The sequence below is a fragment of the Thiohalophilus sp. genome (assembly GCF_034522235.1).
In the GTDB taxonomy this organism is placed as follows: domain Bacteria; phylum Pseudomonadota; class Gammaproteobacteria; order UBA6429; family Thiohalophilaceae; genus Thiohalophilus.
The window spans coordinates 2,343,126-2,367,267 of record NZ_JAXHLN010000003.1; the positions used below are offsets into that span (position 1 = coordinate 2,343,126).

The 24,142-nt window shown below is 54.9% G+C and carries 25 protein-coding genes and 1 pseudogene; 9 read left to right on the top strand and 17 right to left on the bottom strand.

What is annotated here, in order from left to right; genetic code table 11:
* Positions 1-205: 205 nt before the first annotated feature.
* From U5J94_RS14500 to U5J94_RS14510, 3 genes are read right to left on the bottom strand one after another with little or no spacing between them, the layout of a single operon-like run.
* A complete protein-coding gene (locus tag U5J94_RS14500) occupies positions 206-1,510 on the bottom strand; it encodes a magnesium transporter (RefSeq protein ID WP_322566336.1) in 1,305 nt (434 codons plus the stop codon).
* A gap of 2 nt (positions 1,511-1,512) precedes the next feature.
* On the bottom strand, positions 1,513-2,331 hold the full coding sequence (locus U5J94_RS14505) for a magnesium transporter MgtE N-terminal domain-containing protein (protein ID WP_322566337.1): 819 nt from the start codon (positions 2,329-2,331) through the stop codon (positions 1,513-1,515).
* A gap of 4 nt (positions 2,332-2,335) precedes the next feature.
* Entirely contained in the window at positions 2,336-3,106 is a 771-nt protein-coding gene (locus tag U5J94_RS14510; RefSeq protein WP_322566338.1) for a hypothetical protein, read from the bottom strand.
* A 298-nt stretch (positions 3,107-3,404) separates the two neighbouring features.
* Here U5J94_RS14510 and U5J94_RS14515 point away from each other — a divergent pair.
* Positions 3,405-3,638: pseudogene (locus U5J94_RS14515) on the top strand (OmpA family protein); the annotation flags it as partial.
* On the opposite strand, the gene U5J94_RS14520 reads toward U5J94_RS14515, so the two are convergent.
* Positions 3,635-3,817 carry a hypothetical protein gene (locus tag U5J94_RS14520; RefSeq protein ID WP_322566339.1) on the bottom strand — a complete coding sequence of 61 codons (183 nt, stop codon included), beginning with the start codon at positions 3,815-3,817 and terminating at the stop codon, positions 3,635-3,637. The pseudogene U5J94_RS14515 and the gene U5J94_RS14520 sit on opposite strands and share 4 nt — an antisense overlap.
* Positions 3,818-4,276: 459 nt before the next feature.
* Between U5J94_RS14520 and U5J94_RS14525 the strand changes: the two genes are divergently transcribed.
* The 3 genes from U5J94_RS14525 to U5J94_RS14535 are packed head-to-tail and all read left to right on the top strand — an operon-like array spanning position 4,277 to position 6,507.
* Positions 4,277-5,185, top strand: coding sequence for a sulfite exporter TauE/SafE family protein (locus tag U5J94_RS14525; protein WP_416224233.1), 909 nt, complete (start codon positions 4,277-4,279; stop codon positions 5,183-5,185).
* 10 nt (positions 5,186-5,195) lie between these two features.
* On the top strand, positions 5,196-5,618 hold the full coding sequence (locus tag U5J94_RS14530) for a hypothetical protein (RefSeq protein ID WP_322566341.1): 423 nt from the start codon (positions 5,196-5,198) through the stop codon (positions 5,616-5,618).
* Positions 5,619-5,664: 46 nt separating this feature from the next.
* On the top strand, positions 5,665-6,507 hold the full coding sequence (locus U5J94_RS14535; RefSeq protein ID WP_322566342.1) for a universal stress protein: 843 nt from the start codon (positions 5,665-5,667) through the stop codon (positions 6,505-6,507).
* 319 nt (positions 6,508-6,826) lie between these two features.
* On the opposite strand, the gene U5J94_RS14540 is transcribed toward U5J94_RS14535, so the two are convergent.
* On the bottom strand, positions 6,827-7,057 hold the full coding sequence (locus U5J94_RS14540; RefSeq protein WP_322566343.1) for a hypothetical protein: 231 nt from the start codon (positions 7,055-7,057) through the stop codon (positions 6,827-6,829).
* 252 nt (positions 7,058-7,309) lie between these two features.
* Here U5J94_RS14540 and U5J94_RS14545 point away from each other — a divergent pair, with 252 nt between their 5' ends.
* A complete protein-coding gene (locus U5J94_RS14545; protein WP_416224234.1) occupies positions 7,310-8,215 on the top strand; it encodes a DMT family transporter in 906 nt (301 codons plus the stop codon).
* A gap of 119 nt (positions 8,216-8,334) precedes the next feature.
* On the opposite strand, the gene U5J94_RS14550 is transcribed toward U5J94_RS14545, so the two are convergent.
* Both U5J94_RS14550 and U5J94_RS15365 read right to left on the bottom strand, forming a co-directional pair.
* Entirely contained in the window at positions 8,335-8,919 is a 585-nt protein-coding gene (locus tag U5J94_RS14550; RefSeq protein WP_322566345.1) for an HdeD family acid-resistance protein, read from the bottom strand.
* Entirely contained in the window at positions 8,916-9,095 is a 180-nt protein-coding gene (locus tag U5J94_RS15365) for a CcoQ/FixQ family Cbb3-type cytochrome c oxidase assembly chaperone (RefSeq protein WP_416224182.1), read from the bottom strand. Before U5J94_RS15365 ends, U5J94_RS14550 begins: the two co-directional genes overlap by 4 nt.
* Before the next feature lie 123 nt (positions 9,096-9,218).
* Between U5J94_RS15365 and U5J94_RS14555 the strand changes: the two genes are divergently transcribed.
* Together U5J94_RS14555 and U5J94_RS14560 are read left to right on the top strand one after the other, a co-directional pair.
* Positions 9,219-9,602, top strand: a complete 384-nt coding sequence (locus U5J94_RS14555; RefSeq protein WP_322566346.1) for an STAS/SEC14 domain-containing protein — start codon at positions 9,219-9,221, stop codon at positions 9,600-9,602.
* 187 nt (positions 9,603-9,789) lie between these two features.
* Positions 9,790-10,986 (top strand): IS4 family transposase, encoded by a 1,197-nt coding sequence (locus U5J94_RS14560; RefSeq protein ID WP_322564288.1) that lies wholly within the window; start codon positions 9,790-9,792, stop codon positions 10,984-10,986.
* Positions 10,987-11,328: 342 nt separating this feature from the next.
* Here U5J94_RS14560 and U5J94_RS14565 read toward each other — a convergent pair whose 3' ends face one another.
* From U5J94_RS14565 to U5J94_RS14575, 3 genes are all read right to left on the bottom strand, one after another.
* The gene (locus tag U5J94_RS14565) at positions 11,329-11,985 is read right to left on the bottom strand and encodes a peroxiredoxin (protein ID WP_322566347.1); all 657 of its coding nucleotides are present in this window, start codon (positions 11,983-11,985) and stop codon (positions 11,329-11,331) included.
* A 268-nt stretch (positions 11,986-12,253) separates the two neighbouring features.
* Positions 12,254-13,006, bottom strand: coding sequence for an IS110 family transposase (locus tag U5J94_RS14570; protein ID WP_322566348.1), 753 nt, complete (start codon positions 13,004-13,006; stop codon positions 12,254-12,256).
* A 132-nt stretch (positions 13,007-13,138) separates the two neighbouring features.
* Positions 13,139-13,351 (bottom strand): hypothetical protein, encoded by a 213-nt coding sequence (locus U5J94_RS14575; protein ID WP_322566349.1) that lies wholly within the window; start codon positions 13,349-13,351, stop codon positions 13,139-13,141.
* 99 nt (positions 13,352-13,450) lie between these two features.
* Here U5J94_RS14575 and U5J94_RS14580 point away from each other — a divergent pair, with 99 nt between their 5' ends.
* Positions 13,451-14,680, top strand: coding sequence for an IS256 family transposase (locus tag U5J94_RS14580; protein ID WP_322563789.1), 1,230 nt, complete (start codon positions 13,451-13,453; stop codon positions 14,678-14,680).
* Positions 14,681-14,745: 65 nt separating this feature from the next.
* On the opposite strand, the gene U5J94_RS14585 is transcribed toward U5J94_RS14580, so the two are convergent.
* The 6 genes from U5J94_RS14585 to U5J94_RS14610 form a co-directional block, all read right to left on the bottom strand.
* Positions 14,746-15,096, bottom strand: coding sequence for a MarR family transcriptional regulator (locus U5J94_RS14585; protein ID WP_322566350.1), 351 nt, complete (start codon positions 15,094-15,096; stop codon positions 14,746-14,748).
* A gap of 44 nt (positions 15,097-15,140) precedes the next feature.
* The gene (locus U5J94_RS14590; RefSeq protein WP_322566351.1) at positions 15,141-15,359 is read right to left on the bottom strand and encodes a hypothetical protein; all 219 of its coding nucleotides are present in this window, start codon (positions 15,357-15,359) and stop codon (positions 15,141-15,143) included.
* 115 nt (positions 15,360-15,474) lie between these two features.
* The gene (locus tag U5J94_RS14595; protein ID WP_322566352.1) at positions 15,475-16,239 is read right to left on the bottom strand and encodes a hypothetical protein; all 765 of its coding nucleotides are present in this window, start codon (positions 16,237-16,239) and stop codon (positions 15,475-15,477) included.
* A gap of 53 nt (positions 16,240-16,292) precedes the next feature.
* Complete coding sequence (locus tag U5J94_RS14600) at positions 16,293-16,877, bottom strand: hypothetical protein (protein ID WP_322566353.1); 585 nt, start codon at positions 16,875-16,877, stop codon at positions 16,293-16,295.
* A 74-nt stretch (positions 16,878-16,951) separates the two neighbouring features.
* On the bottom strand, positions 16,952-18,181 hold the full coding sequence (locus tag U5J94_RS14605; protein ID WP_322563789.1) for an IS256 family transposase: 1,230 nt from the start codon (positions 18,179-18,181) through the stop codon (positions 16,952-16,954).
* 219 nt (positions 18,182-18,400) lie between these two features.
* Complete coding sequence (locus U5J94_RS14610; RefSeq protein WP_322566354.1) at positions 18,401-19,015, bottom strand: haloacid dehalogenase-like hydrolase; 615 nt, start codon at positions 19,013-19,015, stop codon at positions 18,401-18,403.
* A 134-nt stretch (positions 19,016-19,149) separates the two neighbouring features.
* On the opposite strand from U5J94_RS14610, the gene U5J94_RS14615 reads away from it, so the two are divergent.
* Positions 19,150-20,358, top strand: coding sequence for an IS256 family transposase (locus U5J94_RS14615; protein WP_322563898.1), 1,209 nt, complete (start codon positions 19,150-19,152; stop codon positions 20,356-20,358).
* A 582-nt stretch (positions 20,359-20,940) separates the two neighbouring features.
* Here U5J94_RS14615 and U5J94_RS14620 read toward each other — a convergent pair.
* Positions 20,941-24,078 (bottom strand): FAD-dependent oxidoreductase, encoded by a 3,138-nt coding sequence (locus U5J94_RS14620; RefSeq protein ID WP_322566355.1) that lies wholly within the window; start codon positions 24,076-24,078, stop codon positions 20,941-20,943.
* Positions 24,079-24,142: the final 64 nt, after the last annotated feature.

Genomic DNA, 24,142 nt, shown 5'->3' on the forward strand with positions numbered 1-24,142 from the left:
TATCCAAGCTGGCTGGCCTGCCAAACCCGGGCAACGAAAACGAAAGTTAACGGGAAAAGGGGCCGGGGAATGTTTTAAGGAGTCAAAGCTCTTTTCGTTGACTGACTCCCTCGCCTTTCTCCCTTCTCTCTCCTGGTCAAAATTTAATTTCTACGTCCCTTTTCCCGGGGTTTTACTCTGACCCTGAATATCGGCATGGGGCCGGCTAAAGCATAAACGAAAGCAACAAGGCAGTACCCAGGAAGGAGAAGAAGCCGGCGACATCAGTAATGGTGGTGAGAATGATCGAGGAGGCCGTGGCCGGATCCTGACCGAGGCGGGTGAGGATGATCGGCACCAGCGAGCCGGCGATGCCGGCGGCGAGCATGGACATGACCATGGCGACGCCGATCACCAGCGCCAGGCCGACACTGCTGCTCCAGACGAAGACAGCCAGGCCGCAGGTGATGGCCAGTACCAGGCCGTTGATCAAGCCGACCATCACTTCCTTGCCCAAAACGGAGCGCCATTGGCGTATTCCCACCTCCCGCAGAAACAGCCCGCGCATGGTGACCGCCAACGCCTGGGCGCCGGCATTGCCGGACTGACCGGCGACCACCGGCAAAAGCACCGCCAGGGCAGTGAACTGGGCAATGAGGTTCTCGAACAGGCCGACTACGGCGGCCGCAAGAAAGGCGGTCAGCAAATTGATATGCAACCAGGGTAATCGGCGACGAATGGCGAAACCGGGTGTCGACAGGGCGCGCTCTTCCGGGCTGACACCGACCATTTTCTGCAAATCGGCGGTGGCGACATCCTCAATGGCATGAAACAAACTGCGATAACGGACCACGCCCATCAAGCGTCCATCGGCATCCACCACGGGGACCGAATCCTGGCGGGATCGATCCAGCAGCGCCACCAGTTCCTCCCGGCTGGTCCGGGTATCGACGGCTTCATGGACCGGCGCCACCAGGGTGGCAAGGGTCTGTTCCGGGGCGGCCAGTGCCAGGTCCTGAATGTCCACCCGGCCATCGAGTCGGCCGTCGCCGGTGACCACGAACAGGGACCGGGCGCCGCGGATGGCCGATTGCTGCAGCCGTTTCAGCGCCTGCCCGACCGTCATCTCAGCCTGGGCCGCCACAAAGGCGGTGCTCATCAGCCGACCGGCGGAGTCTTCGGGAAACGACAGCAACCGTTTCAGGTCGTCGCGGCTGACCGGGCGCAGTTCCGCGAGCAGACTGTCGCGATCCGCTTCCGGTAACTGGATCAGCAGGGTGACAGCGAGTCGGGGCGGGGCCCGGTCGAGCACATCGAGTTGCTGCGAACGGGGCAACAGGGAGAACACCGTCAACGCCTTGACCGGGCTGAGGTATTCCATGGTCACGGCCAGGGCCGCGCTGTCCACGCCGAGCAGCACGTCGCCAAGCGCCCTGTCCGGCAGATCTTCTATCTGTCCGGCGGCGGCGACCGGGTGGCGGCGCAGGTATTCGTTCGGGATGCTGTTTTCGATATCGGGGGACGCCGCCATGGTCATTTCCCTCGTGAACCGAACAGCGCCCCGAGACAGATCCCCATCACGCGAAAGTACTGCCCGGTCAGCTCGTTCATACTTTGGCCAAGGCTGTTTTCGGCGGCGTTGCCGCCAGCCAGCGCCACCATCAGCGCTTCCCGGGACAGGCTGCCGAGCAGGTGGTTAAGATGATCGGTGACCGGCAGCGTCGTGTGTCGGAGCCACTCCGGGAAATCACGGGCGTTGGCGAGGCGGGTTTCCGCCCGCAGCGCCTCGACCGGCATCAGGAACGCGGACAATGTCGCGGTCTCGCTCCGGGCCATCAATACGCCGCCGAGATCCAGCCGGCCGAGATAACCGCCGCCGTCATCCACCAGCCAGACCGGTTGCTCCGGGTCGGGGGCATGCTCGTGTAACAGGACCACGGCGTCGGGCACCAGCATGCCCGCGTTCAGTTGCATGGCGGACGGGTCCGCCAGCGCGCCGACCTTGTCCGGCGGGTAAATGACCAGCTTTTCCAGTGTGCGCCGCATGCGCCGGCTCGGGAGCCCCTGCAGTATTCGCGCTCGTCGGGATTCCTCAATGTGCAGCAGCAGGCTGAGGGCATGATCGACCCCCGCCGCGTTCAGCCAGCGGATCAGGGTTTCATCATCCTGTTTGCCCAGCACCGCCAGCGCCTGGCGATGGGGCAGCATGGCCACCAGCGGCGCGGCCGTTTCCGCTGGCAGATCATCCAGTGTCTGCAATACGGCCTCGGTGCCCCGGGTGGCGAGAAAGGTCGCCAGTTCGCCCGGGTAGTCGCGTGCATAGGCCAGTTTCAATGGGTGAGTCGTGGTCATGATCTCAGCTTTGTGACGCCGATCGGGGGGTAATCCGGACGACCCGGCCGCGGGCCAGGCGGGCAGCGGGAATGGAGACCAGGCCTTCATCCGTCTCCAGTATCAGCCCGGTCCGGTAAATCTCGACAATCACGCCTTCGTCATCGTCGATGCGCAGGCGGTCACCGCTGGCATAACGGGTCATTTCCGGCTGGGCCACCAGGTTCGCGACATATTGCCGTGCACCCAGGGCAAAGGCGATTGACAGGCCGCCCAGCAGCGAAGCCAGGATGATCAATGAAAGCTGGGTAATAAACGAAATATCAATGCCCAGTTGCTGCAGGCCGGTAATCACCGCCACCGCCACGACAGCGGCATGTACCAGCCGAGGCAACAGGGCATTGCCGTCACCCTGGGCGATCATCCCGGCGGTAAGGTTGCGCAACAGGGCACCGACGACATTCCCCATGCCAATGATCACCAGACCCAGGACAAAACGCGGCAGATAATCAAACAACATGTCCAGCCAGGCCGTAAGCTGGGGAATATTCAGCAACCGCACGGCAATCACCGCCGCCAGCACCAGCACCGTGGCAAAGACCAGCAAGGCTAAACCCTGCTGAAAAAGCGGAGAAACCACATAGTGGCTGCGACCGGAAAACCGGCTGATCATCCTGTCGCCGAGAAGGAACAATCGCCGGACAGCCAGCTCTGCCAGCTTGCCGACAATCACACCCAGTATGAGTACCAGAACAGCCGCCAGCTCCGGATATGTTTCAACAAGATTTCGCAACATGCTCTCTCCGTATCCTGACGGGCGTCCCACCTGTTAAGAGCTTAGCCGAAAACCCCTGCACAAAAAAACCGGCAAAATCCGGGGGCAGAAAAAATCGGGCTCAAAGAACAGTTTTCTCAAATATTAGCAACAATTGTTCTCTGGCCCTGGCGGATCTCAGCCAGCATGAATCTCAAACTCCGTCGCCTTCGCAACTGGCACGATCCGCTTGTCTTTCTTCTTCAGTTTAACTAAAAGGAGACGAACTAAAAGGAGACGCCCATAAGTCGTCGCCTTTTTTGATGCGAGCCAGGACAGGGATATCCGTCAGGTGGTTATCGAGGGTTATACGGATAGTATCGGTTTGAGCTGGGTGAACCTGGTGGTTGCCCATCAACGTATCGACGCGGTGCGGGCCTATCTGATAGAGCAGGGTGTGGATAGCAAGCTCATCAAGACCCGGGCTTACGATGAGAGTGTAGCCAAATTCAGTAACCGGACGGAAGAAGGACGCAGCAAAAACCGCCGGGTGGAAATTACTCTCAGTCGTTAATTGTTGCCGGTGGGTGGCGTCCCCAGTCCCCAGGCCGCGCCGGGACGGCAAACTATATTGTCCTGCCATGCCAGTGCGTTGCCTTCCACCTGAGCATACCTTTCCTCGACAGCGCTGGCTTCGCTGTAGATGGCGGTCACTGAAAACAGCACCAGAATAATCAGAATCAGTCGTCCCATACAATCCGTCGTGTTTGGTTGGTCATTAATTAACCTTTATAGCATGACTTTTCTTGCGGGTTAAAGTCAGAATCTGCGCGTTTGTGACAAAAAACACGTAAATTGGTGACTTTTGAGGAGAAATGCGGACAATGTGGTCGTTTCAGTCCTGATTGTTATGACCTGGCCACACTGTTTTGTCCCAGGCAACCCAACCCACCTCCGGGACCGACTCGCGGTTCCCGCAATCCACCCCGGCAGCACGGCGCGTTGCCATGTCTGGTCGGCGTCGGTATGATTGCCGGCTTTATCCCGGTACTGATTTCGTATCAGGTCATGGGTATCGGTAGGGTGGTTCGGGTGCTTGTTGTGATACCCGATGTGGGGCCGGGTCGTCGGTCTGGGTGTATTAATCACTAAACTGGAGAAAAGCCTGTCATGTTATCCCGGTGGTGGAAAACAAGCCTTGTGATTCTGGGAATGCTGGGTCTGGCCGCGGTTGGCCCGCTGTGGGCGGAAATACCGATGAACGAGACGAGTGAAATGCCCTGGTGGGGCTGGCCGTTATTGCTGTTCATTGTGACTTTCTTCCTTGGGATTGTCGCGGTTTTGGGTGGCGTGGGTGGTGGCGTGCTGTTCGTGCCGATCGTCGGCGGCTTTTTCCCGTTTCATCTCGATTTTGTGCGTGGTGCCGGCCTGCTGGTGGCCCTGGCCGGGGCGCTTGCGGCGGGCCCCGGATTGCTGCGCGGGGGGCTGGCGAGTCTGCGCCTGGTGTTGCCGTTGGCGGTGATCGCCTCGGCCTCGGCCATTGTCGGGGCCATGGTGGGGTTGGCGCTGCCGACCAATCTGGTGCAAACCCTGCTGGGTGTGACTATCCTGGCCATCGTGGTGCTGATGTGGCTGGCCAAGAAATCCGAGTATCCGAATGTGCCCGTCGCCGATCGGTTGTCCTCCTCCCTGCGTATTACCGGCATTTATAACGAGCCCCATTCCGGACAGGATATCGACTGGAAAGTGCACCGCACCCCGCTGGGGCTGGTAATGTTCTTTTTTATCGGCATGCTGGCCGGAATGTTTGGCCTCGGGGCCGGCTGGGCCAACGTGCCGGTGCTGAACCTGTTGATGGGCGCGCCGCTCAAGGTATCGGTCGCCTCCAGTAAATTTCTGTTGTCCATCGTCGATACTTCGGCGGCCTGGGTATATATCAATCAGGGCGCGGTGCTGGCGATGATTGCGGTGCCGTCGATTATCGGGATTATGCTCGGATCCCTCGTTGGTGTGCGTCTTCTCAAGCGGACCCGGGCCGCGATGATTCGCAAGATTGTGATTATCATCCTGACACTGGCCGGCTCCCGGGCATTGCTCAAGGGCCTGGGCATCTGGGAATAAGGAGAGCATCATGACTGACAATCAACAACACAGATATGCCAGTGAAGAGCAGCAAGTCTATGCCATCTGGCTGGACTGGGGCATGCGCATCGGATTTATGATTCTGGTGGCGTCATTTGCAGGCTACCTGTTCGGTGTGTTTGAACCGTATGTGCCGGTGGAAAAACTGCCGGAATACTGGAGCATGTCCGCCAATGACTACCTTGACGCCGCACAGGTCCCGACCGGCTGGGGCTGGCTGGCGCTGGCCCACAAGGGCGATTTCATGAACTTTGTCGGCATCGTCTTTTTATCCGCTGTGACGATCGTCTGTTATTTGCGCGTGATTCCGATCTTTTTGCGCGATGGTGACAGAGCCTACACGATCATTGCCGGCGTGACGGTGCTGGTGTTGCTGCTGGCCGCTTCCGGTATTCTGGTGATCGGCCACTAGGCGGGATGTCACAAGCGTGACCAATCTCAAGAGGGAGAGTTGAATTATGGCAGACATGGATTCACCCATTGCAGGCTTCGAGACCCTTCTACTGGCGACCGACGGCACTGAATACAGTGCCGGCGCTGAATCTGCCGCACTGGATATGGCCGCCAAATGCGGCGCCCGATTGCTGGCCGTGCGGGTCGTGCTGACAAATCCCGAATACGAGGCGCTGGCGCCGGAACGGGTTGAAAAAGATGCGCTGGCCGCGCGCGAGGCTCTGGATGAACTGGTTTCCCGGGCGCAAGCCAACGGCGTTGAATGCGAAGGCATTATTCGCCATGGCGCCGATCCATACATGGAGGTCGCGGATCTGGCCGGGGAGCGCAATGCAGACATGATGGTGATCGGCCGGCGCACGCAAAGTGATCTGACGCGCCTGATGGTCGGGGATTCCACGGCCCGGGTGATTGGACATGCTCCCTGTCATGTGTTTGTCGTGCCGCGTGCCGCGCAAATGCCTGCCAGGGGCATCGTGGCCGGGACCGATGGATCCGAACGGGGGAATGCCGCCGCCCTGGCAGCGGGTTATCTGGCCCGGACCTGTCAATTACCTTTATATGTGGTGTCAGCGACTTTACCGGGACACAGCGAGGCACGCCGGGCCGAGGCCAAAACGGCCGTGCAGCAGTTGGGGGACAGACTCAAGGCGCAGTCCATTGAGGCGGTGTGCAGCGTGGTCGAAGGCCGCCCGGAAGACGTGATCGTGGATGCCGCTACGAAGCATGGCGCGGATTTGATCGTGGTTGGCAGTCATGGCCGTACCGGCCTGGCGCGCCTGCTGATGGGCAGTGTCGCCGAGCGGGTTATTGGTCACGCCAGTTGCGCGGTGCTGGTGATCAAATAAACGCGGAATAAACCGCGCGGAGCAAAATTTTATGAGTGAGATCAAGGAAAAAAGGGGACGGAGGGATTATTTTTAGGAAAAAAGGGGACGGAGGGATGGAAAAAAGGGGACGGAGGGATTATTTTTTAACCAACGTCCTCGTCTTTCTTTTTCTTCGGCCTGCCCCGTTTTGCTTGCCCCAGCTTGATACTAAAGCGAACGGGGTCAGGTCTTGCCTTTTGCCTACGATAGAAACGACGAAACACTCAGGCCGCATGAATCTCAAACTCCGTTGTCCTGGCGATTGGCACAATGCGTATACCCTGTTCTTTTGATTCAACTATGCGGCTTTTACCAGAGCCTCTTCCGCAGCTTTTGATAATTCAATATGGACAAAATACTCCTCCGGATAGAAGTAATCCTCACCGGACTCGTCAATAATGCGCAGTTGATGATGTTTCTCGGCTTCCTGATCAGGAATCGCCTCGTAGATTTTTCGCGTTTCCAGCGAGGCGGGGTATTCGTCATTGCGAATACAGATTACAAATCGATGTTCGGTATAATGTTCCATGCTCTCTACCTTACATACCGTTTGATCTTAAATTCCTTCTTCCCAATACCTGACGCTTCATACCAGGGTCTCCAAGGGGTCAGAGTACTTGAACAGCGACTAGTTCATAGTTTCAAGTGATCTGACACCTTGATTTTCCGCTCGCCCACTTGACAGGCGACGACTTATGGGCGACCCCTTTTATTTCCGGCTTGCCGCCGACCGGGTCAACGAGGCCCGACATCAACCCCCACGGCAAGGACCTGACCGATGATCAAGACTTTACTGCTACTTTTGTTGATCACCTTGTCCGAGGCCACGATCGGCGTGTTCGTGAAGCTCACCGACGGCCGCATCCCCATCCAGACCCTGAACTTCTACGCTCTGGCCTTCGCGGCCGTCTTCCTGATGGTGGCCATGCCGCTGGCAACGGGACGAGCGCTGCGCTTCCCCCGGGGCAATCTCACCGATACGATTATTATCGGGTTACTCATCGCCGCCCAGATCAGCGTGTTCAACTTCGCCATGACTCTGGCGCCCATCGCCAACGTAGTAATCTTCTGGTCGGTGGCCCCGTTTTTCACCTTCATCTTCTCATGGCTCTTCCTGGATGAGCGGGCTCGCTGGAGTTATCTCGGGATCTTTGCCCTGGCCCTGGTCGGCCTGGTGATTGCCAAACCCTTGGCCGGTGGACACATGGCGGGCAACCTGGTGGCATTAGGCGATGGTGCCGTCTACGCAGCCATGGTCACCTACATGCGCCATGAGGGAAAAACCGAAAGCCGCAGCGACATCCCCTGGTCCATGCTGACGGGGGCGATCGTGCTATCGCCGGCACTGGTTCTCACCGGGCCAGGAGCGCTAACCGGGACCATTTTCTATCAGGAACTGGGGATGGCACTGCCGGTGATGCTATGGGCGGCATGCCTTGGACTTGTCTCCACCGGCTTCGCCTATTTCGGCATCGCGATCGTGCTCAAGCGGCTCCGGGCCAATACCTATGCATTGGTCGACATCATTGTTTCGCCGGTCGTGGCAACCTTCCTGGGCTATCTGATTTTCGGCGAGGTGCCGGCCCCCGGCATGATCCTCGGCGGAGGAATGCTGCTGGGCGCCGGTTTCTGGTTAACCCGCGCGATGGCGCGGACCAAAGGGGGAAAACCGGCTAATCGAAAATAAGCAGGAAAAGGGATAGGAAAAAGGGTCGGTGTGAACCTACCGCTTTTACCGACCCTTTTACGTATTTCCCGCAACAGTCATGATAAATTTTCTCACCAAACCAGCCCCAGAATATAGAACTATCCACCAGGGGCGGTCTGTTTTCGGCTGGTCATGGTCAGGGACAGCAACCACCAGCCCGAGAACAGGAAATCAACACCGACCAGAATCCCGATCAGCCACAACGCCGCTTCTGGCAACTGGGTAATGACCAGAACACTCAGCAACAGCGCAAGGATGCCGCTGGCGAGGATCCAGCCCCAAGAATCATAGGGTTTGAGCTGAAAAGCCAGGATCGTACGAAATGCCCCGGAAACCAGGAACAGGGCCGTAATCAACAGGGTCACGGTCATGATGCCTTCCATGGGAAATCCGAGCAGCAGGACCCCGATTACCAGCGTTAACAGCGAAATCAGCAAACCAATCCAGAAACCTTTCCAGGGTCTGACGCGCAGGGCATGAACAATGCCAAACAGACCCGCTACCAGCAGTATGGCACCCAGTGCGAGCGTGCCTGCCAGGGTGGCAACAAACGGAAACAGCAACGCACCAATTCCAGTCAGTACCATCACGATACCGAGAAACCGGAACCAGCCACGATGCTCCCGGACTTCCTGACTGGCAAAGTAGAGCTCTTGCCCAAAAACGGTACTCGGTGTTGTCATTTTTCCTCCTTCCCGGGTGATGAATTTTGTCGAGTCTCACCCGCCTGATTGACCGGTATCTTCGCATCCTGCTTGTAACGTTTCCTGGCGCCGGGGCGATAGACATAAACCACAATCCCGATGAATATAATCGGGATACCGATTAGCCATATATATGTTGTCACATCGTATGCCATATCTATTCGACACCAGACAGGTCAGCCTCCATAATTCAACTATAGAATGGCACAGGGAACAGCCCGCGGCGTTGAGAAATCTCAATGCTATCCTGCCAGATAGCGGCATAATCACCATGAAGCATGGATAAATGGGAGGCAAACGTGATCCAACCAGAGCTCATGCGTGATAAAGGAATTGTAATAGTCCAGCCGGAGGGCAAGCTTGAAAAAGTCGATTTCGAACAACTGGCGAATCTGGTTGATCCGTATATTCAGGAGCAAGGCAACCTGAATGGCCTGATGGTCTATGCCACTGATTTTTCAGGCTGGGAAGATATGGCATCCATGGTTTCACACTTTCAGTTTATTGAAGACCATCACGAGAAAGTAAAGAAAGTCGCGGTCGTCACCGATGACAATGTCCTCTCTTTACTGCCCTCTATCGGCAACCATTTCACCAGTGCCGAGGTAAAGCATTTTCCTGTCAAAGATAGAGAGCAGGCCGAATCTTGGTTAGAAAAATAGGTAAAAACCCTGATCAAAGAAAAGTTTTATCTACTATTTAGAATCACTTTTTAAGGAGTCAAAGCCTGAGGTATCCCCACAAAATTGCGATCAAAAACAATGATTTAGGTATAAAAATGATTGGGTAGACATGCATTAATGATTTTGATCTTCTTGTTGGTGACCAAACGCAACAGGAGATCCATCAATGCATGCCACCCATTTACTACATAAACATTTATCGAAGATGTGTCAAGGGATCCACAAAAAGCGAATGACTGTACTGATGGATGTCGTTCAGGCCTGTGTACATGGCAAAAAACTTTCCGTCACGGGCCTGGGCCGTGCGATCAAAAATGCCGTATTCGAAAAACACAACATCAAACGAGCGGACCGCTTGATTGGTAACCCGGCCTTAAATCAGGAACGAGGCCTGATTTACCGTGCGCTTGCCAGATGGATTATTGGCCAGTCTCCCCAGCCGGTTATTCTGGTCGACTGGTCGGATCTGGGTGCAGATCGGCATTATCATATGCTGCGGGCTTCGCTGCCGGTAGGTGGTCGCGCCTTGACACTGTATGACGAGGTACACCCGATAGCCAAGCTAGGGAACCCAGGTGTGGAAAAGCGGTTTTTAAAAACCTTGAAAACGTTATTGCCCGAGTATTGTTGTCCGATTGTCGTTACGGATTCTGGCTTCCGCAATCCTTGGTTCCGTGCCGTATTGGCAATGGGTTGGAACTTTGTAGGCCGAGTCGGTGGACGTCCCCTGATTAGCACGCAGGGTGACGCGGACTGGGTCCGCGTAGAACAGGTTTTCGAGACAGCCACGACTCGCCCAAAGTATCTTGGTTATATTGATCTGGTAAAAAATGTACCTCTGGCCTGTCACGCCTATCTGGTGAAGAAAAAGAAACGTGGAAGAGTCAAGAAAACTGTTTACGGGCAACGCAGCACTGCGAAATACAGCGAGAAAAATGCTCACCGAGAACGGACACCCTGGCTGATCGTCACCTCGCTTGATGGCGGTGAAAAAATGACAAAGCGCATAATGAATTTGTATAAAACCCGAATGCAGATCGAAGAAGGATTTAGAGATTTTAAAAACAGTCGCTGGGGATTCAGTCTGGATGAGGCGCGAGCCTATGCCTCGTATCGTTATGAAAACCTATTACTGGTCGGTGCGTTAGCGACCTTTGCCGTCTGGCTGGTCGGCAAACTGGCTGAAATGAAAAAACAGCACCAACATTATCAGGCCAATACCGTGAAATCACGCAGCGTTTTGTCCATCTTTTATCTGGGTTGTCGTGTGTTACAGAAAGAGAGGCAAGAATTTCGAGATACGGACTTCAAGCAGGCGCTATGGGCACTTCAGGAGCAATTTGAGGTGCAATGTTATGCGTGATTTTGTGGGGATCCCTCAGAGTCAAAGCCCTTTTTGGTCGTCCGCGCCGCGCCTGCCCCACTTTGGTCTTCAATTTACGCTCAATCTTTTCCTTGAAATAGACATTGCCCAGCGGCGTCCCCGTCTGCCAGGCGGCACGGATATCCTTCGGTCTCCAAGGGGTCAGAGTACTTGAACAGCGACTAGTTCATAGTTTCAAGTGATCTGACACCTTGATTTCTGTGCAATTCATCCATGTTCGGTCAACCATTTTATTTAACAAGGTTACCGGGGGGTCCCCGCTAATCTTGCCTGCCTTATTTTAACCAGCCAGGAAAAAGACTGGAAGCGGACTGCTATGGCTTACAGATCTTTCTTGCAGAAATACCAGTCAGTGCATTCATAACCTTCATTCATACGCGCTTCTGCCGCTTTGGCATCCTGGGGTGGTGGCACGATAACCTTGTCGCCCGGTTGCCAACCCTCGGGGGTCGCAATCTTATTCTTGTCGGAGGCCTGCAGAGCTTTGATTACGCGCAGGAACTCGGGGATCGAGCGACCATTGGTCATGGGATAGTAGACCATGGCCCGCAGAACCCCTTCCGGATCGATAATGAAAGTGGCGCGCACCGCCGAGGTATCCGCCGCACCCGGATGAATCATGCCGTAGGCATTGGCAACGGTCATGGACAGATCCTCGATAATGGGGAACTGAATCTCGACGCCGAACTTCTCCTTGATGTTACGCACCCAGGCAACGTGGCTATAGTAACTGTCGATGGACAGCCCCAACAGTTCCGCATTTACCGCCTTAAACTCATCGTAGTGATTGGCAAAAGCAATGAATTCGGTAGTACAAACCGGGGTAAAGTCCGCCGGATGGGAAAACAACACCAGCCATTTTCCCTTGTAGTCGGACAGTTTCCTTACTCCATGCGTGGTCTTCGCCTCAAAATCGGGGGCCGGCTTGTTCAATTGCGGGAACTGGGGGGACTTCGTGTGAAGTGTTTCGGTTTCCATTGTCATTTCCTTGTCGATTAAGTATTGCGTCGCACAGAAAACCACCTGGAAGCGTCACGACCCGAACGCGTCTTTTCGGGTTGCATTAACAGGCAGGGGCTAACACCAAGGTTAGAAGTATATTTCGGACTAGTACAGGCCAGAGAAACGGCTTACCGGAGAAATAATATTTTCAGAAAATCGGGCTCCAAGAAAGGGGTCGGTGACAAACGAGAATCATTCAAGAAAGGGGTCGGTGACAAACGAGAATCATTCGTACTACCATGTGTCACCGACCCCTTTTATTGTAGTGGCCGACCTGGGCAAAGCGTTCGATGGGTCCGGTCTCCAGCAGGATGGTGAGCCCCAGGATCTTGCCGATCCCGGGCGCGCTGGTGAGCCGGGCATAGTCGGCCTGGTGTGCACAGTCCGCCAGGACCTGCGTTTCGATCGCGTCGATCTGACTGTCGAGCTGTTGTTTCAGCTGAAGGGCCTGTTGCGCGGCCAGTAACGCCGCCGGCTCGGTGAAATAGCCGGCCAGGTCCGCGCGCTGCAGTTGCTTGATGCGCAGCGCCGACAGCCGCTGGCCCGTGTGGCGGCCGATCTGGCTTTGCAGGCTCAGGATTTGCGCGGTGCGCTGCTTGACCATCAGCAGCCGGCGGCGCAGCAAGTCACGTATCGCGCGCATCGCTTTGGGATAGATATAACCGGTGGGCAGAATCCCCAGGCGTAACAGCTGGGCCAGATAGCGGGCATCGGTGGCATCGTTGGTGTACTTGATGCCGTTGTATTGCTGGATGGCCAGGGTATTGGCCAGGTGGACCGGATAGCCCTGCTCCATCAGCCCGTCCACCAGCCAGTACCAGTTGTAGGTGGACTCCACCACCACGCCCTGGATATCGGACTGATAGGGTCCAAGCAGGTCAACGACCGTATCGAGCTCATTGGGCAGCCGCTGTTCACGAATAACCCGATCATCATTATCAATTAAGGAGACCAGGCTGTTATTGCTATGCAAATCGATTCCGCAGTACAGTGTCATCGTCGCGCCTCCTCTGTTGTGAGCGTAAGCCCACGGAGTTTATCTCTGGATGCCTCCGCAGGGGAGGCGACGACTTATGATTTTCAGTGACAAACGAGAATCATTCGTACTACTATGTGTCACCGACCCCTTTTATTGGAATTGATGAAAGACATGCTTCCCATTTGGATCGGGTTTGCCTTGAAATATTGTGAACTTCGCCCCCTCGACATCCAAGCGCATGATTTGTCGTACGTCGGTAGGTTTGTTACCTTCACCTTGGTATTGAGCTTGGTAATAGAAAACGTCGGCATGAGCAATACCAGCCACTAATACAGACAAGACCAGAAAAATAATGAATCGCATTGTAGCACCCCATATTTGAAAGCGGCTCGGGATGAGACTGTAAATTAAATTGTGTAACTGCTCAAAGTCCCATACCCTTGATAATAAAGGAGAAGACACATGAGCAGAAGAACAAAAACCAAAACCGATCTCGACCCGCAGCTTGAAGAACTGGTCAAGGCAGTCAAAACGCCAGAACAGCTTGCCGCATTGACCCAGCAGCTTCAGCAAAAAGCCTTTGAGGCCATGCTCGAAGGCGAGATGACTGACCATCTCGGCTATCCCAAGCACGCCACAGCCGGCCACAACACCGGCAACAGCCGTAACGGGTATAGCGCCAAAACCCTCAAAGGCGAACAGGGCGCACTGACCCTCGATGTGCCTCGAGACCGTAACGGCGAGTTTGAGCCGCTCATTATTCCCAAGGGGCAGACGCGTCTGCCGATGTTCAACGATAAAATCCTGGCGCTCTACAGTCGGGGCATGAGTACCCGCGATATCGTTGCCATGCTACTAGAGCTCTACGGCGTCGAGGTTTCCCCTACGCTCATCTCCCAGGTCACCGCGCAGGTGATTGAGGAAGTGCAGCAGTGGCAGTGCCGACCGCTGGACGAGATCTATCCCATCGTCTATCTGGACTGCATCCACATCAAGATCCGCCAGGACAAGCGGGTCAGCAACAAGGCCATCTATCTGGCGCTGGGTATCAACCTGGACGGCCAGAAAGAACTGCTGGGGCTCTGGCTCAATGAGAACGAGGGGGCTAAGTTCTGGTTGTCCGTGTTGACCGAACTCCAGCAGCGGGGTGTCCGGGATATCTTTATCGCCGCCGTGGACGGTCTGACCGGCTTCCCCGAGGCGATCAATACCGTCTACCCCAAAACAAAAATCCAGCTGTGTATCGTCCACATGGTGCGCAACTCGCTGAAGTTCGTGGCCTGGAAACAGCGCAAGGCGGTCGCCGCGGATTTGAAAAAGATCTACACCTCCCTGACGGTGGCCGAAGCCGAGCAGGAGCTCGACGCCTTTGCGGCTCGCTGGGATGATCAGTTCCCGTCGATCAGTGCCAGCTGGCGGCGACACTGGCCCAACCTGATTACCCTGTTCGACTATCCGGATGACATCCGTCGGGTGATCTACACGACCAACGCCATCGAATCACTGAACAGCGTGATCCGCAAGGCGGTCAAAAATCGCAAGGTTTTCCCTAACGATGAATCCGCCCTCAAGGTCGTCTACCTGGCCATCCAGGCGGCATCGAAAAAATGGACCATGCCCATTCACCATTGGAAGAACGCGCTCAATCGCTTTATGATTGAATTCCCGGACAGAATGCCGGAGCAGTTCTAAGCGGGCAGTTACACAGAATTATTTACAGTCTCCTCGGGATTACAATTTAATCACCCTCATCCCCATCAGCCCGCATGAATCTCAAACTCCGTCGCCCTCGCTATCGGCACAATCCGCTTGTCTTTCTTTTTCAACTCAACAAACCCATAGCTTTCCAGTGTCCTGAGCGTGCGCGACAGATTACTCGGTTGGCGATTAGTTGCCTTTGCCAGGTCCTGCATCGACTCCGGTTTCAGATTTGCAATCACATGCAGCAGATTCCGATTTTTATCACTCAGCACTTCCGCCATTGACTTCATCGAGGTAAACCAGACTTTGGGTTCGCTTTTTTTAGGCTTGTATTCACCCTTGGCGATTGCCAGCATTCTCTGGCGGATTTTTTCCTGCGGCATAATACCGATCACAATTTTCTTCATCACATCTATCCCGGAATTTTTCAGCCCATGTCCAGTTCTTTGTGTTATTGATGCGCGACCGGCCGGAGTTCATAAATCCGTCCATATTTGGCGGCTGATTCCAAATCCCCGTGTCGCAGGGCATCCCGCACATCGTCCAGTTTGCAGGCATCTTCAACGCTAAGATACGGCGACCACCCCGTGTCGTCTTCCAGCAATTCAACATCAACCTCGGCCACATACTGGCCTTCATGGACATACTTCGATTTTTTGCGATGTTTCATCGTTACTGCCTCCGCGTGAATGTTTGATCCCATCGTCCTGGATCCGGGCGATATTAAAGGGGTCGGTGACAAACGAGAATCATTCGTACTACCATGTGTCACCGACCCCTTTTATTTATTCATCTGATAACAATAATTGACGGAGCTCTTCGCGCAACCTCTTTTCGCCCACTATTTTCTCAACAAACTCTATTCTCGACTTTGTGCTAATATTATGTGTACAAACAAATTGTTTATTTGTCCCTTCGTGATTTAATACCGATTTAGAAGATAAGCCGCACTGCGCGATAGACGCCTCCTCAAACATTGGACTCATTATCCCTATATCTTTCTTGTCATTTATTGTTAAGCGATATGAATCAACTGATGATTTTGATATCATTTTATCTATTATTTTTGTTGGCACCGAATTATTTATCAAGTACTCCCTGACATTCTCTATAGCTGACTGATGTGATTTGGATATATCTGAGAAGATGTTGTTTTCGTATGCCTTTTTTTCCGGATACGGCCTATGAATAAGAATATCTCCAGATCCATATCGAATCGACCCAGCGACAAAAATCAAAAAACACGAACTTGCGCATACCGCATCTTTATCTACCATTGTTATTAAAGATGCTTTATTAACAACCCTTGCTATGCGTAATGCTTCAGATACTGAGCCCCCTTTGGAATTTAAAACTATAGTTCCAGCCTTTACGAATGTTGCTGGACTATTTCTAACCAAACTCATAAAACGGTCATAATCTCCCGCACTAATATTTCCTTGCATTTCAATTTCCAGCGCCTCAGAATCAGTCTTAGTTATAAAGAACTCTGCTGCGGATAGACTCTTTGCAAAAAGCAGTAATACTATAATTATCTGTTTACTCCACATGCACGCCCCTTTTTTCTCTACGATAGATTAACGATTCTTGCGCAACACTCTGCTCACGGCGTAAAAGGGGTCGGTGACAAACGAGAATTATTCGTACTACCATGTGTCACCGACCCCCTTCGATCCCAAGGTTTGTCATTTATTGAAACAAGTTCAAGCAACCTCAACTGCTCTTCATTTAGTGAATCAATAGGTATGTCATCTATTTTACTGTCGCTAGACAATTTGCTATCACTTCTAGGCTCTGACTCATTATCCCTGCTTAGCTCATCAGCCAGATCTTTTAATCTTTGTATTTCTGCATTTTTTCTTTCTATCTCATTCTCATGCTCAATTTCTAGAACCGCCATCTTTCTGCGGATTTTTCTCGACTCCTCATGAGTCAAAGGTGTCTCATCTTCTATTCTTTGTTTTATCTCTTTTAATTCTTTTTGTCTTTCTCTGGCAAAACTATATACAAGCTTAGCTGGATACGGATAAATAAATATAAAAGCAATCGCCGTGACTAATGGATAGATAGCGCCAATCAATAAGCATTTATAGATATCTGGATACAAAAATGTTGATATATAAGTAAATTTCTCATCCACCCTTAAAGATGAGAATATTGTGACCAAAAATTTATAATTCCAAATCACCCAAGAAACCGCAAATGTGCCGAATAACGGACTTGTTGTTCTGAGACTGTAAATAATTCTGTGTAACTGCCCGCTTAGAACTGCTCCGGCATTCTGTCCGGGAATTCAATCATAAAGCGATTGAGCGCGTTCTTCCAATGGTGAATGGGCATGGTCCATTTTTTCGATGCCGCCTGGATGGCCAGGTAGACGACCTTGAGGGCGGATTCATCGTTAGGGAAAACCTTGCGATTTTTGACCGCCTTGCGGATCACGCTGTTCAGTGATTCGATGGCGTTGGTCGTGTAGATCACCCGACGGATGTCATCCGGATAGTCGAACAGGGTAATCAGGTTGGGCCAGTGTCGCCGCCAGCTGGCACTGATCGACGGGAACTGATCATCCCAGCGAGCCGCAAAGGCGTCGAGCTCCTGCTCGGCTTCGGCCACCGTCAGGGAGGTGTAGATCTTTTTCAAATCCGCGGCGACCGCCTTGCGCTGTTTCCAGGCCACGAACTTCAGCGAGTTGCGCACCATGTGGACGATACACAGCTGGATTTTTGTTTTGGGGTAGACGGTATTGATCGCCTCGGGGAAGCCGGTCAGACCGTCCACGGCGGCGATAAAGATATCCCGGACACCCCGCTGCTGGAGTTCGGTCAACACGGACAACCAGAACTTAGCCCCCTCGTTCTCATTGAGCCAGAGCCCCAGCAGTTCTTTCTGGCCGTCCAGGTTGATACCCAGCGCCAGATAGATGGCCTTGTTGCTGACCCGCTTGTCCTGGCGGATCTTGATGTGGATGCAGTCCAGATAGACGATGGGATAGATCTCGTCCAGCGGTCGGCACTGCCACTGCTGCACTTCCTCAATCACCTGCGCGGTGACCTGGGAGATGAGCGTAGGGGAAACCTCGACGCCGTAGAGCTCTAGTAGCATGGCAACGATATCGCGGGTACTCATGCCCCGACTGTAGAGCGCCAGGATTTTATCGTTGAACATCGGCAGACGCGTCTGCCCCTTGGGAATAATGAGCGGCTCAAACTCGCCGTTACGGTCTCGAGGCACATCGAGGGTCAGTGCGCCCTGTTCGCCTTTGAGGGTTTTGGCGCTATACCCGTTACGGCTGTTGCCGGTGTTGTGGCCGGCTGTGGCGTGCTTGGGATAGCCGAGATGGTCAGTCATCTCGCCTTCGAGCATGGCCTCAAAGGCTTTTTGCTGAAGCTGCTGGGTCAATGCGGCAAGCTGTTCTGGCGTTTTGACTGCCTTGACCAGTTCTTCAAGCTGCGGGTCGAGATCGGTTTTGGTTTTTGTTCTTCTGCTCATGTGTCTTCTCCTTTATTATCAAGGGTATGGGACTTTGAGCAGTTACACAATTTAATTTACAGTCTCGTTGTTCTTTCATAAAGATGAATTTTTATTGAATTTATTAGTTCTTGCATCGAGTTTCTCTACTTTCAAAGAGACCGATAATACACGGTGTATATTTGTGTCACCATGTTTGATCGACCCATTTCATTATCAAATATATATTATCCTAACCATCTATCCGCTAGCCTTGCGGGAAATCTTCCTTAATACACCTTTCACCATTACATCAAGCTGGCTATTTTTTTGATAATCCCCAGGCACTGCATAATTTACACGATCTTCAGCTATTAATTTTTCAATTTTGTCCTGACTACTAGCTTGATACCAATTATCCACATCAAACACTGCAATACTACATCCACCTTGCTCTTTTACTAACCTCATACATGGTATATCAGTATCGCCATCCCCCACATATATCATACGATCAAAAGGGACGGGTCTCCTCTCGCGTTCTACATACTCATTCACTGACGCATCGTTATAACAGTTAAGCACCCCCTTATTGATACGAAATATGAACTGAGTCTTCGTTGTATAATTAATAGCTACAGCAGGCCATTTTGCATATCTACTTTTAGGATCATAATGATATTTACACCCGAATATATGTCTAAAGTGTTTAGCAATTGACGTACCCAATATCATCTCTTCAATTCCACTAGAAACAATATAATGTTCTAGAAGTATATTCTGTGTACTTGCATAGCGATTTATACGTTCAAACCATTCTTCTACTCCAGGGAAAAGCGGGATTTTAGCTCCGTGAAGCTTCAGCTTTTCAGGCATTAACTCTTCTCGTTTTTTGACAATTCTTGCTTGAAGAGCAAGCATTCCAAGATAGGTTAAAATCCCGTCAGCATCTCTGGTAGTGTTCAGAATTCTGTGTCATTCCATTAAACTGTCTATAAAAGGTATGACACATGAAAAAACAAATCAACTTCGACATGGATGCGGCGCTCAAGGCGTTGCGTGAAGGCCAGGACCTCAGTGGCAAGGACGGGGTCCTCACCCCGCTGATCAAGCAGCTCACCGAAGCGGCCATGCAAGCCGAGCTGGAGACGCATCTGGACGCCCAAGAGACGCCCAATCGCAAAAATGGCAGCACCTCAAAAACCATGAAAAGCGCCGCCGGGCCATTTGAGTTGGACACCCCTCGCGACCGGGCCGGGACCTTTGAGCCGCAGCTGGTCAAAAAGCACCAGACACATCTGACCGATGAGCTCGAACGCAAGGTCATTGCGTTGTTTGCTCTGGGTATGAGCTATCAGGACATCCGCGACCACATTGGTGACATGTACGGCATCGCGCTGTCCAATGGCACCCTCAATGCCGTCACCGACAAGCTCCTGCCCGAGCTGGCCGCCTGGCGGGAACGGGACCTGGAGGCCATCTATCCGATTGTCTGGCTCGACGCCATCCATTACAAAATCAAGGAGAACGGCCGGTATGTTAGCAAGGCCATCTACACCATCCTGGGCCTGAACATCGACGGCAAAAAAGAGCTGCTGGGCCTGTATCTGTCGGACACCGAAGGCGCCCACCACTGGCTGAGCGTGCTCACCGATCTGCATAACCGGGGTGTCAAGGACATTCTGATCGCCTGCGTGGACGGCCTCAAGGGCTTTCCCGAGGCCATCGAAAGCCTCTACCCCGATACCGAGATCCAGCACTGCATCATTCACCAGATCCGAAACTCGCTAAAGTACGTCGGCTCGAAAAATCACAAAGCCTTCATGGCCGATCTCAAAACCGTCTATAAAGCCGCCACCCTCAATGCCGCCGAGACAGCCCTGGATGAACTGGAAGCCAAATGGGGTGACAAGTACCCCATGGTGATCCAGTCCTGGCGCAGTAAATGGCCTACGCTATCGGCCTATTTCAAATATCCGGACTACGTGCGCACCGCCATTTACACCACCAATGCCGTCGAAGCCGTGCATCGTCAGTTCCGCAAGCTGACCAAAACCAAGGGCGGGTTCGCCAATGAAAACAGCTTACTCAAATTACTCTATGCCGGTATACTCAAGGCGTCCGAGCGCTGGACGCACCCGGTGAAAAACTGGAACCTGACCCTCTCGCAACTGGCGATCCATTTTGAGGGCAGGCTGGAAAAACATATTGAGCTATAAGTGCTTCGGTGACACAGAGTTTTGAACACCCTCGCATCTCTGTCTTCCGTCTCATCCGAGACTTTTTCCCAGAATTTTTTGGCATTCGTTATTCCAAGCTCATTCATTAATCCATGTTCAGCACAATTCCCTTTAGCTAGAGTTCCATCAAAATCATATACAACAGCAGCATTGATTGAATGGCTAATTGATGATGTCATTTTTCTATCTTTTATCTATCTGTTTGCTTTAAGGTTGCGACACTTGGTGTCAGAGTAAAATTATTTACAGGAGTGAATAACAACGAGGTTTTACACTACTATCAGATACGCTCTTCTCTTCTCTTCCCTCACCAAACCCTACCCCACCCAATCCACGAAGAAAATCAGGGTATTCCCTAATACTAGACAAAATTTGCGGGATTTCGAGGAATAGATTCCGGCCTGCGCCGGAATGACGGAGACACAAAAACAAAAGGGACGCCAAAGCGTCCCTCTGTACTGCAGGTGTGTGGGGGGTTGAATATCCCCTCTCCTACCCCCTCCCCCTGGCCCCCTCCCTGAGGGAGGGGGATATATTTTCGGGAGAGGGATCAGGAGAGGACTATTTCTTCTTCGCCGCCCTTTTCTCAGCCCGCTTGAGCCGTGAAGACAGCCGCCGCGCCAGGTCCCCGAACAGCTCGGTCTGGGTCGGGTGCGGGTGGATGGCCTGGCCGACCTGTTCCAGGGTCAGGTCGCCGGCGACCATCATCACGCCCTCGCCGATCAGGGTGTCGGCGTGATCGGCCAGGAAGTGCACGCCGATGACCCGGTGGCTGGTCTTCTCGGCGACGATTTTGATCAGCCCCTGGGTCTCGCCGGTGATCATGGCCTTGGCGTCGACGCTCATCGGCACCTTGATCTCGGCGGCGTCGATGCCCTGCTCTTTGGCCTGGTCCGACGACAGCCCGACGAACGCGGCCTGGGGGCGGGTGAAGATGACGCCCGAGTCCCTGGCCTGGTCGTAGGCAGCAGATTCACCCGCCATCGTCATGGCGGCGACGCGGCCCTGCTGGCCGGCGGTGTGAGCGAGCATTAACCCACCGATGACATCGCCGACGGCGAAGATGTGCGGCACATTCGTGCGGCACTGGGCATCGGCGCTGATGACACCTTTGTCCGTTTCGACGCCGGCCCTGTCCAGCTGCAGCGGATCCAGCACCGGGCGCTTGCCGGTGGCCATGATCACGTAGTCGCAGCTGTAGGTGTGGTCCTTGCCGTCACTGCCTTCGTAGACGATCTTCATCTTGCCCGGCTCGCCCTTGAGTTCCTTGACCTTGACGGAAGTCTCGATGCTCAGGCGCGGGTCGTCATTCAATACGGCGGTGAGGTTTTTGGCCACTTCCGACTCGACTTCGGCCAGGATGCGGTCGTTGCCTTCGAGCAGCAGCACTTTGGCGCCGAAGTCCTGGAAGATCTGCGCCATCTCGACGCCGATGGCGCCGCCGCCGATCACGCCCAGGCGTTTGGGCGCGTCTTTGAGGCCCCAGACGGTGTCGGAGGTGAGCACACCGCCATTGTCCACGCCGGTGTCGGCGCCGGGGATTGGCGGCACGAACGGCGGGGCGCCGGTGGCGATGACCGCCGCGCCGAAGGTGATCTTCTTGGTGTTCTTGCCGTCGCCCATCGGGGCGCGGGTGTGCGGGTCTTTCTGGTTGCCGCCGGTGTCGACGCTGACGGTGTGATCGTCCTCGAAGCGGGCGAAGCCCTGGATGACGTCGATCTTCACACCCTTGTCGGTGTTGAGCGCCATCTTGCCGCGCTCTTCGAGCACGCCGCGACGGTGTTTTTCCAGGCTGGGGAAATCCAGCTCGGGTTTGGCGGTGCCCTTGATGCCGAGCAGCTTGTCGTGGGCGCGATCGCGGATCTTGTCCGCCGCCGCGCGCCACGCCTTGGAGGGAATGCAGCCGCGCCACAGGCATTCGCCGCCGGGGAACGGCGAGTCGTTGATCATGGCGACCTTGTAGCCGTGGTCTTTCAGATCCCGGGCGCAGTCCTCGCCGCCGGGGCCGCCGCCGATGACGACCACGTCGTAATCCCAGTCGCCCTCGGGCAGCTTGAAGCTCGGTTCACTGGCCGGGGCGGCGGCGGTCGTGCTGGCGCTGCCGGTACTGGCCGCCATACCCGCTGCCGGCGCGGCGGCGGCATCCAGCCAGGTCGGGTTCTCGACCAGTTCCTTGAAGGTGCCGAGGAACTTGGCGGCGTCGGCGCCGTTGACGATGCGGTGATCGGCGGTGATGGTCACCGGCATGCCCTGCGGGCCGACGGTGGCAATCGCGAAGATCGCCGAGGTGCCCGGCGAGGGAATCGCGTCGAACTGGCTGACGCCCAGCATCCCCATGTTGGAGATGGTGAAGGTCGGGTTGGAGTATTCGTCCGGCTTGAGGCGGCGGGCGCGGGCGCGGTCCACCAGATCCTTCCAGCCGGCGGCCAGGTCGGCCACCTCGCGGTTGCCGGCATCGCGCAGCACCGGTACCACCAGGCCCATGCCTTCGGTTTCCACCGCCAGGCCGATGTCGATCTGCTCGCGCTCGACGATGCGATCTTCATGCTGGTAGACGGCGTTGATCACCGGGTGCTTGTCGATGGCCAGCGCGGCGGCCTTGGCCAGGGTCACGGTCAGCGAGAAGCCCTTGGCCTTGGAGGTGGTCTTCAGCGCGCTCGGATCGATGTGGCTGGTGACGCGGAACAGCGGCATGGAAACCGAATATTCCATGTTGTGCGCCACGGCCTTTTCCATCGCGGTCATCGGCCGCCCTTCGCCCGGCACCTGGTAGATGCGCTGGGTGGTGGACTTCTGGATGTTGCTGTTGAGCACGTCGGCGGCGACGATGGCGCCGCCCGGGCCGCTGCCCGGCACGCTGTTGAGATCGATGCCGTGGGCGCCGGCCAGCTGGCGGGCGTACGGGGTCGCGTTCTTGTTGCTCGGCCGCGGCGCCGGGGTGGCGCCGTGCGGCTGGGCCGCGATGCGGGTCTTGGCCTTGGCGGTGCCGGCCGGCTCGGATTTGGGTCTCGCGGCCGCGGCGGCCGCCGGGGCGGCACTGCTGGCGGCTTTCTTGCTGTCGACGACCTGGTCCGGTTCGTTGACCAGGTAGGCGATCGCCTCGCCCACCGGGATGGTGGCGTCGGTCTCGGCCATGGGGCCGGACAGGTAGCCGTCGCGGAACACTTCCACGTCCATGATCGCCTTGTCGGTCTCGACCTGGGCGACCACGTCGCCACGGGCGATCTTGTCGCCGATGGCTTTCTCCCAGCTGACCATGACGCCCTCGGTCATGGTGTCGGAGAGCTGGGGCATTTTAATGGTGTGGGCGTCCTCGGCCGGGGCCACTTCAACATTCGCAGCTTCGGCGGGCGCGGCGGCCTGTTCGGCCTCGGGGGCGGCGGCTTCCCCGGCCGGGGCGGCTTCGCCACCGCTACTGGCGACCGGGGCGTCGCCTTCGGAGTGCACCTCGTCGGCACTGGCGACCAGGTAACCCATCGCCTCACCGACCGGGATGGTGGCATCCACCGGCTGCAGCGGCCCGGACAGGTAACCCGCGCGGAACACTTCCACGTCCATGATGGCCTTGTCGGTCTCGACCGTGGCGACGATATCGCCGCGCTCGACCTTGTCGCCGATGTTCTTCTCCCAGCTGACCACCACGCCTTCGGTCATGGTGTCGGAGAGCTGGGGCATTTTAATCGTATAAGCTTCAGCCATAACCACTAGTTCCTAGTAACGAGTAACGAGGGACGAGGAACGGCACGATGGAGTCTGTCAGAAA

Coding starts and splice junctions, on each gene's coding strand:
- U5J94_RS14500 (WP_322566336.1), bottom strand. CDS start 1,510: ATGGCGGCGTCCCCCGATATCGAAAACAGCATCCCGAACGAATACCTG.
- U5J94_RS14505 (WP_322566337.1), bottom strand. CDS start 2,331: ATGACCACGACTCACCCATTGAAACTGGCCTATGCACGCGACTACCCG.
- U5J94_RS14510 (WP_322566338.1), bottom strand. CDS start 3,106: ATGTTGCGAAATCTTGTTGAAACATATCCGGAGCTGGCGGCTGTTCTG.
- U5J94_RS14520 (WP_322566339.1), bottom strand. CDS start 3,817: ATGGGACGACTGATTCTGATTATTCTGGTGCTGTTTTCAGTGACCGCC.
- U5J94_RS14525 (WP_416224233.1), top strand. CDS start 4,277: ATGCTGGGTCTGGCCGCGGTTGGCCCGCTGTGGGCGGAAATACCGATG.
- U5J94_RS14530 (WP_322566341.1), top strand. CDS start 5,196: ATGACTGACAATCAACAACACAGATATGCCAGTGAAGAGCAGCAAGTC.
- U5J94_RS14535 (WP_322566342.1), top strand. CDS start 5,665: ATGGCAGACATGGATTCACCCATTGCAGGCTTCGAGACCCTTCTACTG.
- U5J94_RS14540 (WP_322566343.1), bottom strand. CDS start 7,057: ATGGAACATTATACCGAACATCGATTTGTAATCTGTATTCGCAATGAC.
- U5J94_RS14550 (WP_322566345.1), bottom strand. CDS start 8,919: ATGACAACACCGAGTACCGTTTTTGGGCAAGAGCTCTACTTTGCCAGT.
- U5J94_RS15365 (WP_416224182.1), bottom strand. CDS start 9,095: ATGGCATACGATGTGACAACATATATATGGCTAATCGGTATCCCGATT.
- U5J94_RS14555 (WP_322566346.1), top strand. CDS start 9,219: ATGGATAAATGGGAGGCAAACGTGATCCAACCAGAGCTCATGCGTGAT.
- U5J94_RS14560 (WP_322564288.1), top strand. CDS start 9,790: ATGCATGCCACCCATTTACTACATAAACATTTATCGAAGATGTGTCAA.
- U5J94_RS14565 (WP_322566347.1), bottom strand. CDS start 11,985: ATGGAAACCGAAACACTTCACACGAAGTCCCCCCAGTTCCCGCAATTG.
- U5J94_RS14570 (WP_322566348.1), bottom strand. CDS start 13,006: ATGACACTGTACTGCGGAATCGATTTGCATAGCAATAACAGCCTGGTC.
- U5J94_RS14575 (WP_322566349.1), bottom strand. CDS start 13,351: ATGCGATTCATTATTTTTCTGGTCTTGTCTGTATTAGTGGCTGGTATT.
- U5J94_RS14580 (WP_322563789.1), top strand. CDS start 13,451: ATGAGCAGAAGAACAAAAACCAAAACCGATCTCGACCCGCAGCTTGAA.
- U5J94_RS14585 (WP_322566350.1), bottom strand. CDS start 15,096: ATGAAGAAAATTGTGATCGGTATTATGCCGCAGGAAAAAATCCGCCAG.
- U5J94_RS14590 (WP_322566351.1), bottom strand. CDS start 15,359: ATGAAACATCGCAAAAAATCGAAGTATGTCCATGAAGGCCAGTATGTG.
- U5J94_RS14595 (WP_322566352.1), bottom strand. CDS start 16,239: ATGTGGAGTAAACAGATAATTATAGTATTACTGCTTTTTGCAAAGAGT.
- U5J94_RS14605 (WP_322563789.1), bottom strand. CDS start 18,181: ATGAGCAGAAGAACAAAAACCAAAACCGATCTCGACCCGCAGCTTGAA.
- U5J94_RS14610 (WP_322566354.1), bottom strand. CDS start 19,015: ATGCCTGAAAAGCTGAAGCTTCACGGAGCTAAAATCCCGCTTTTCCCT.
- U5J94_RS14615 (WP_322563898.1), top strand. CDS start 19,150: ATGAAAAAACAAATCAACTTCGACATGGATGCGGCGCTCAAGGCGTTG.
- U5J94_RS14620 (WP_322566355.1), bottom strand. CDS start 24,078: ATGGCTGAAGCTTATACGATTAAAATGCCCCAGCTCTCCGACACCATG.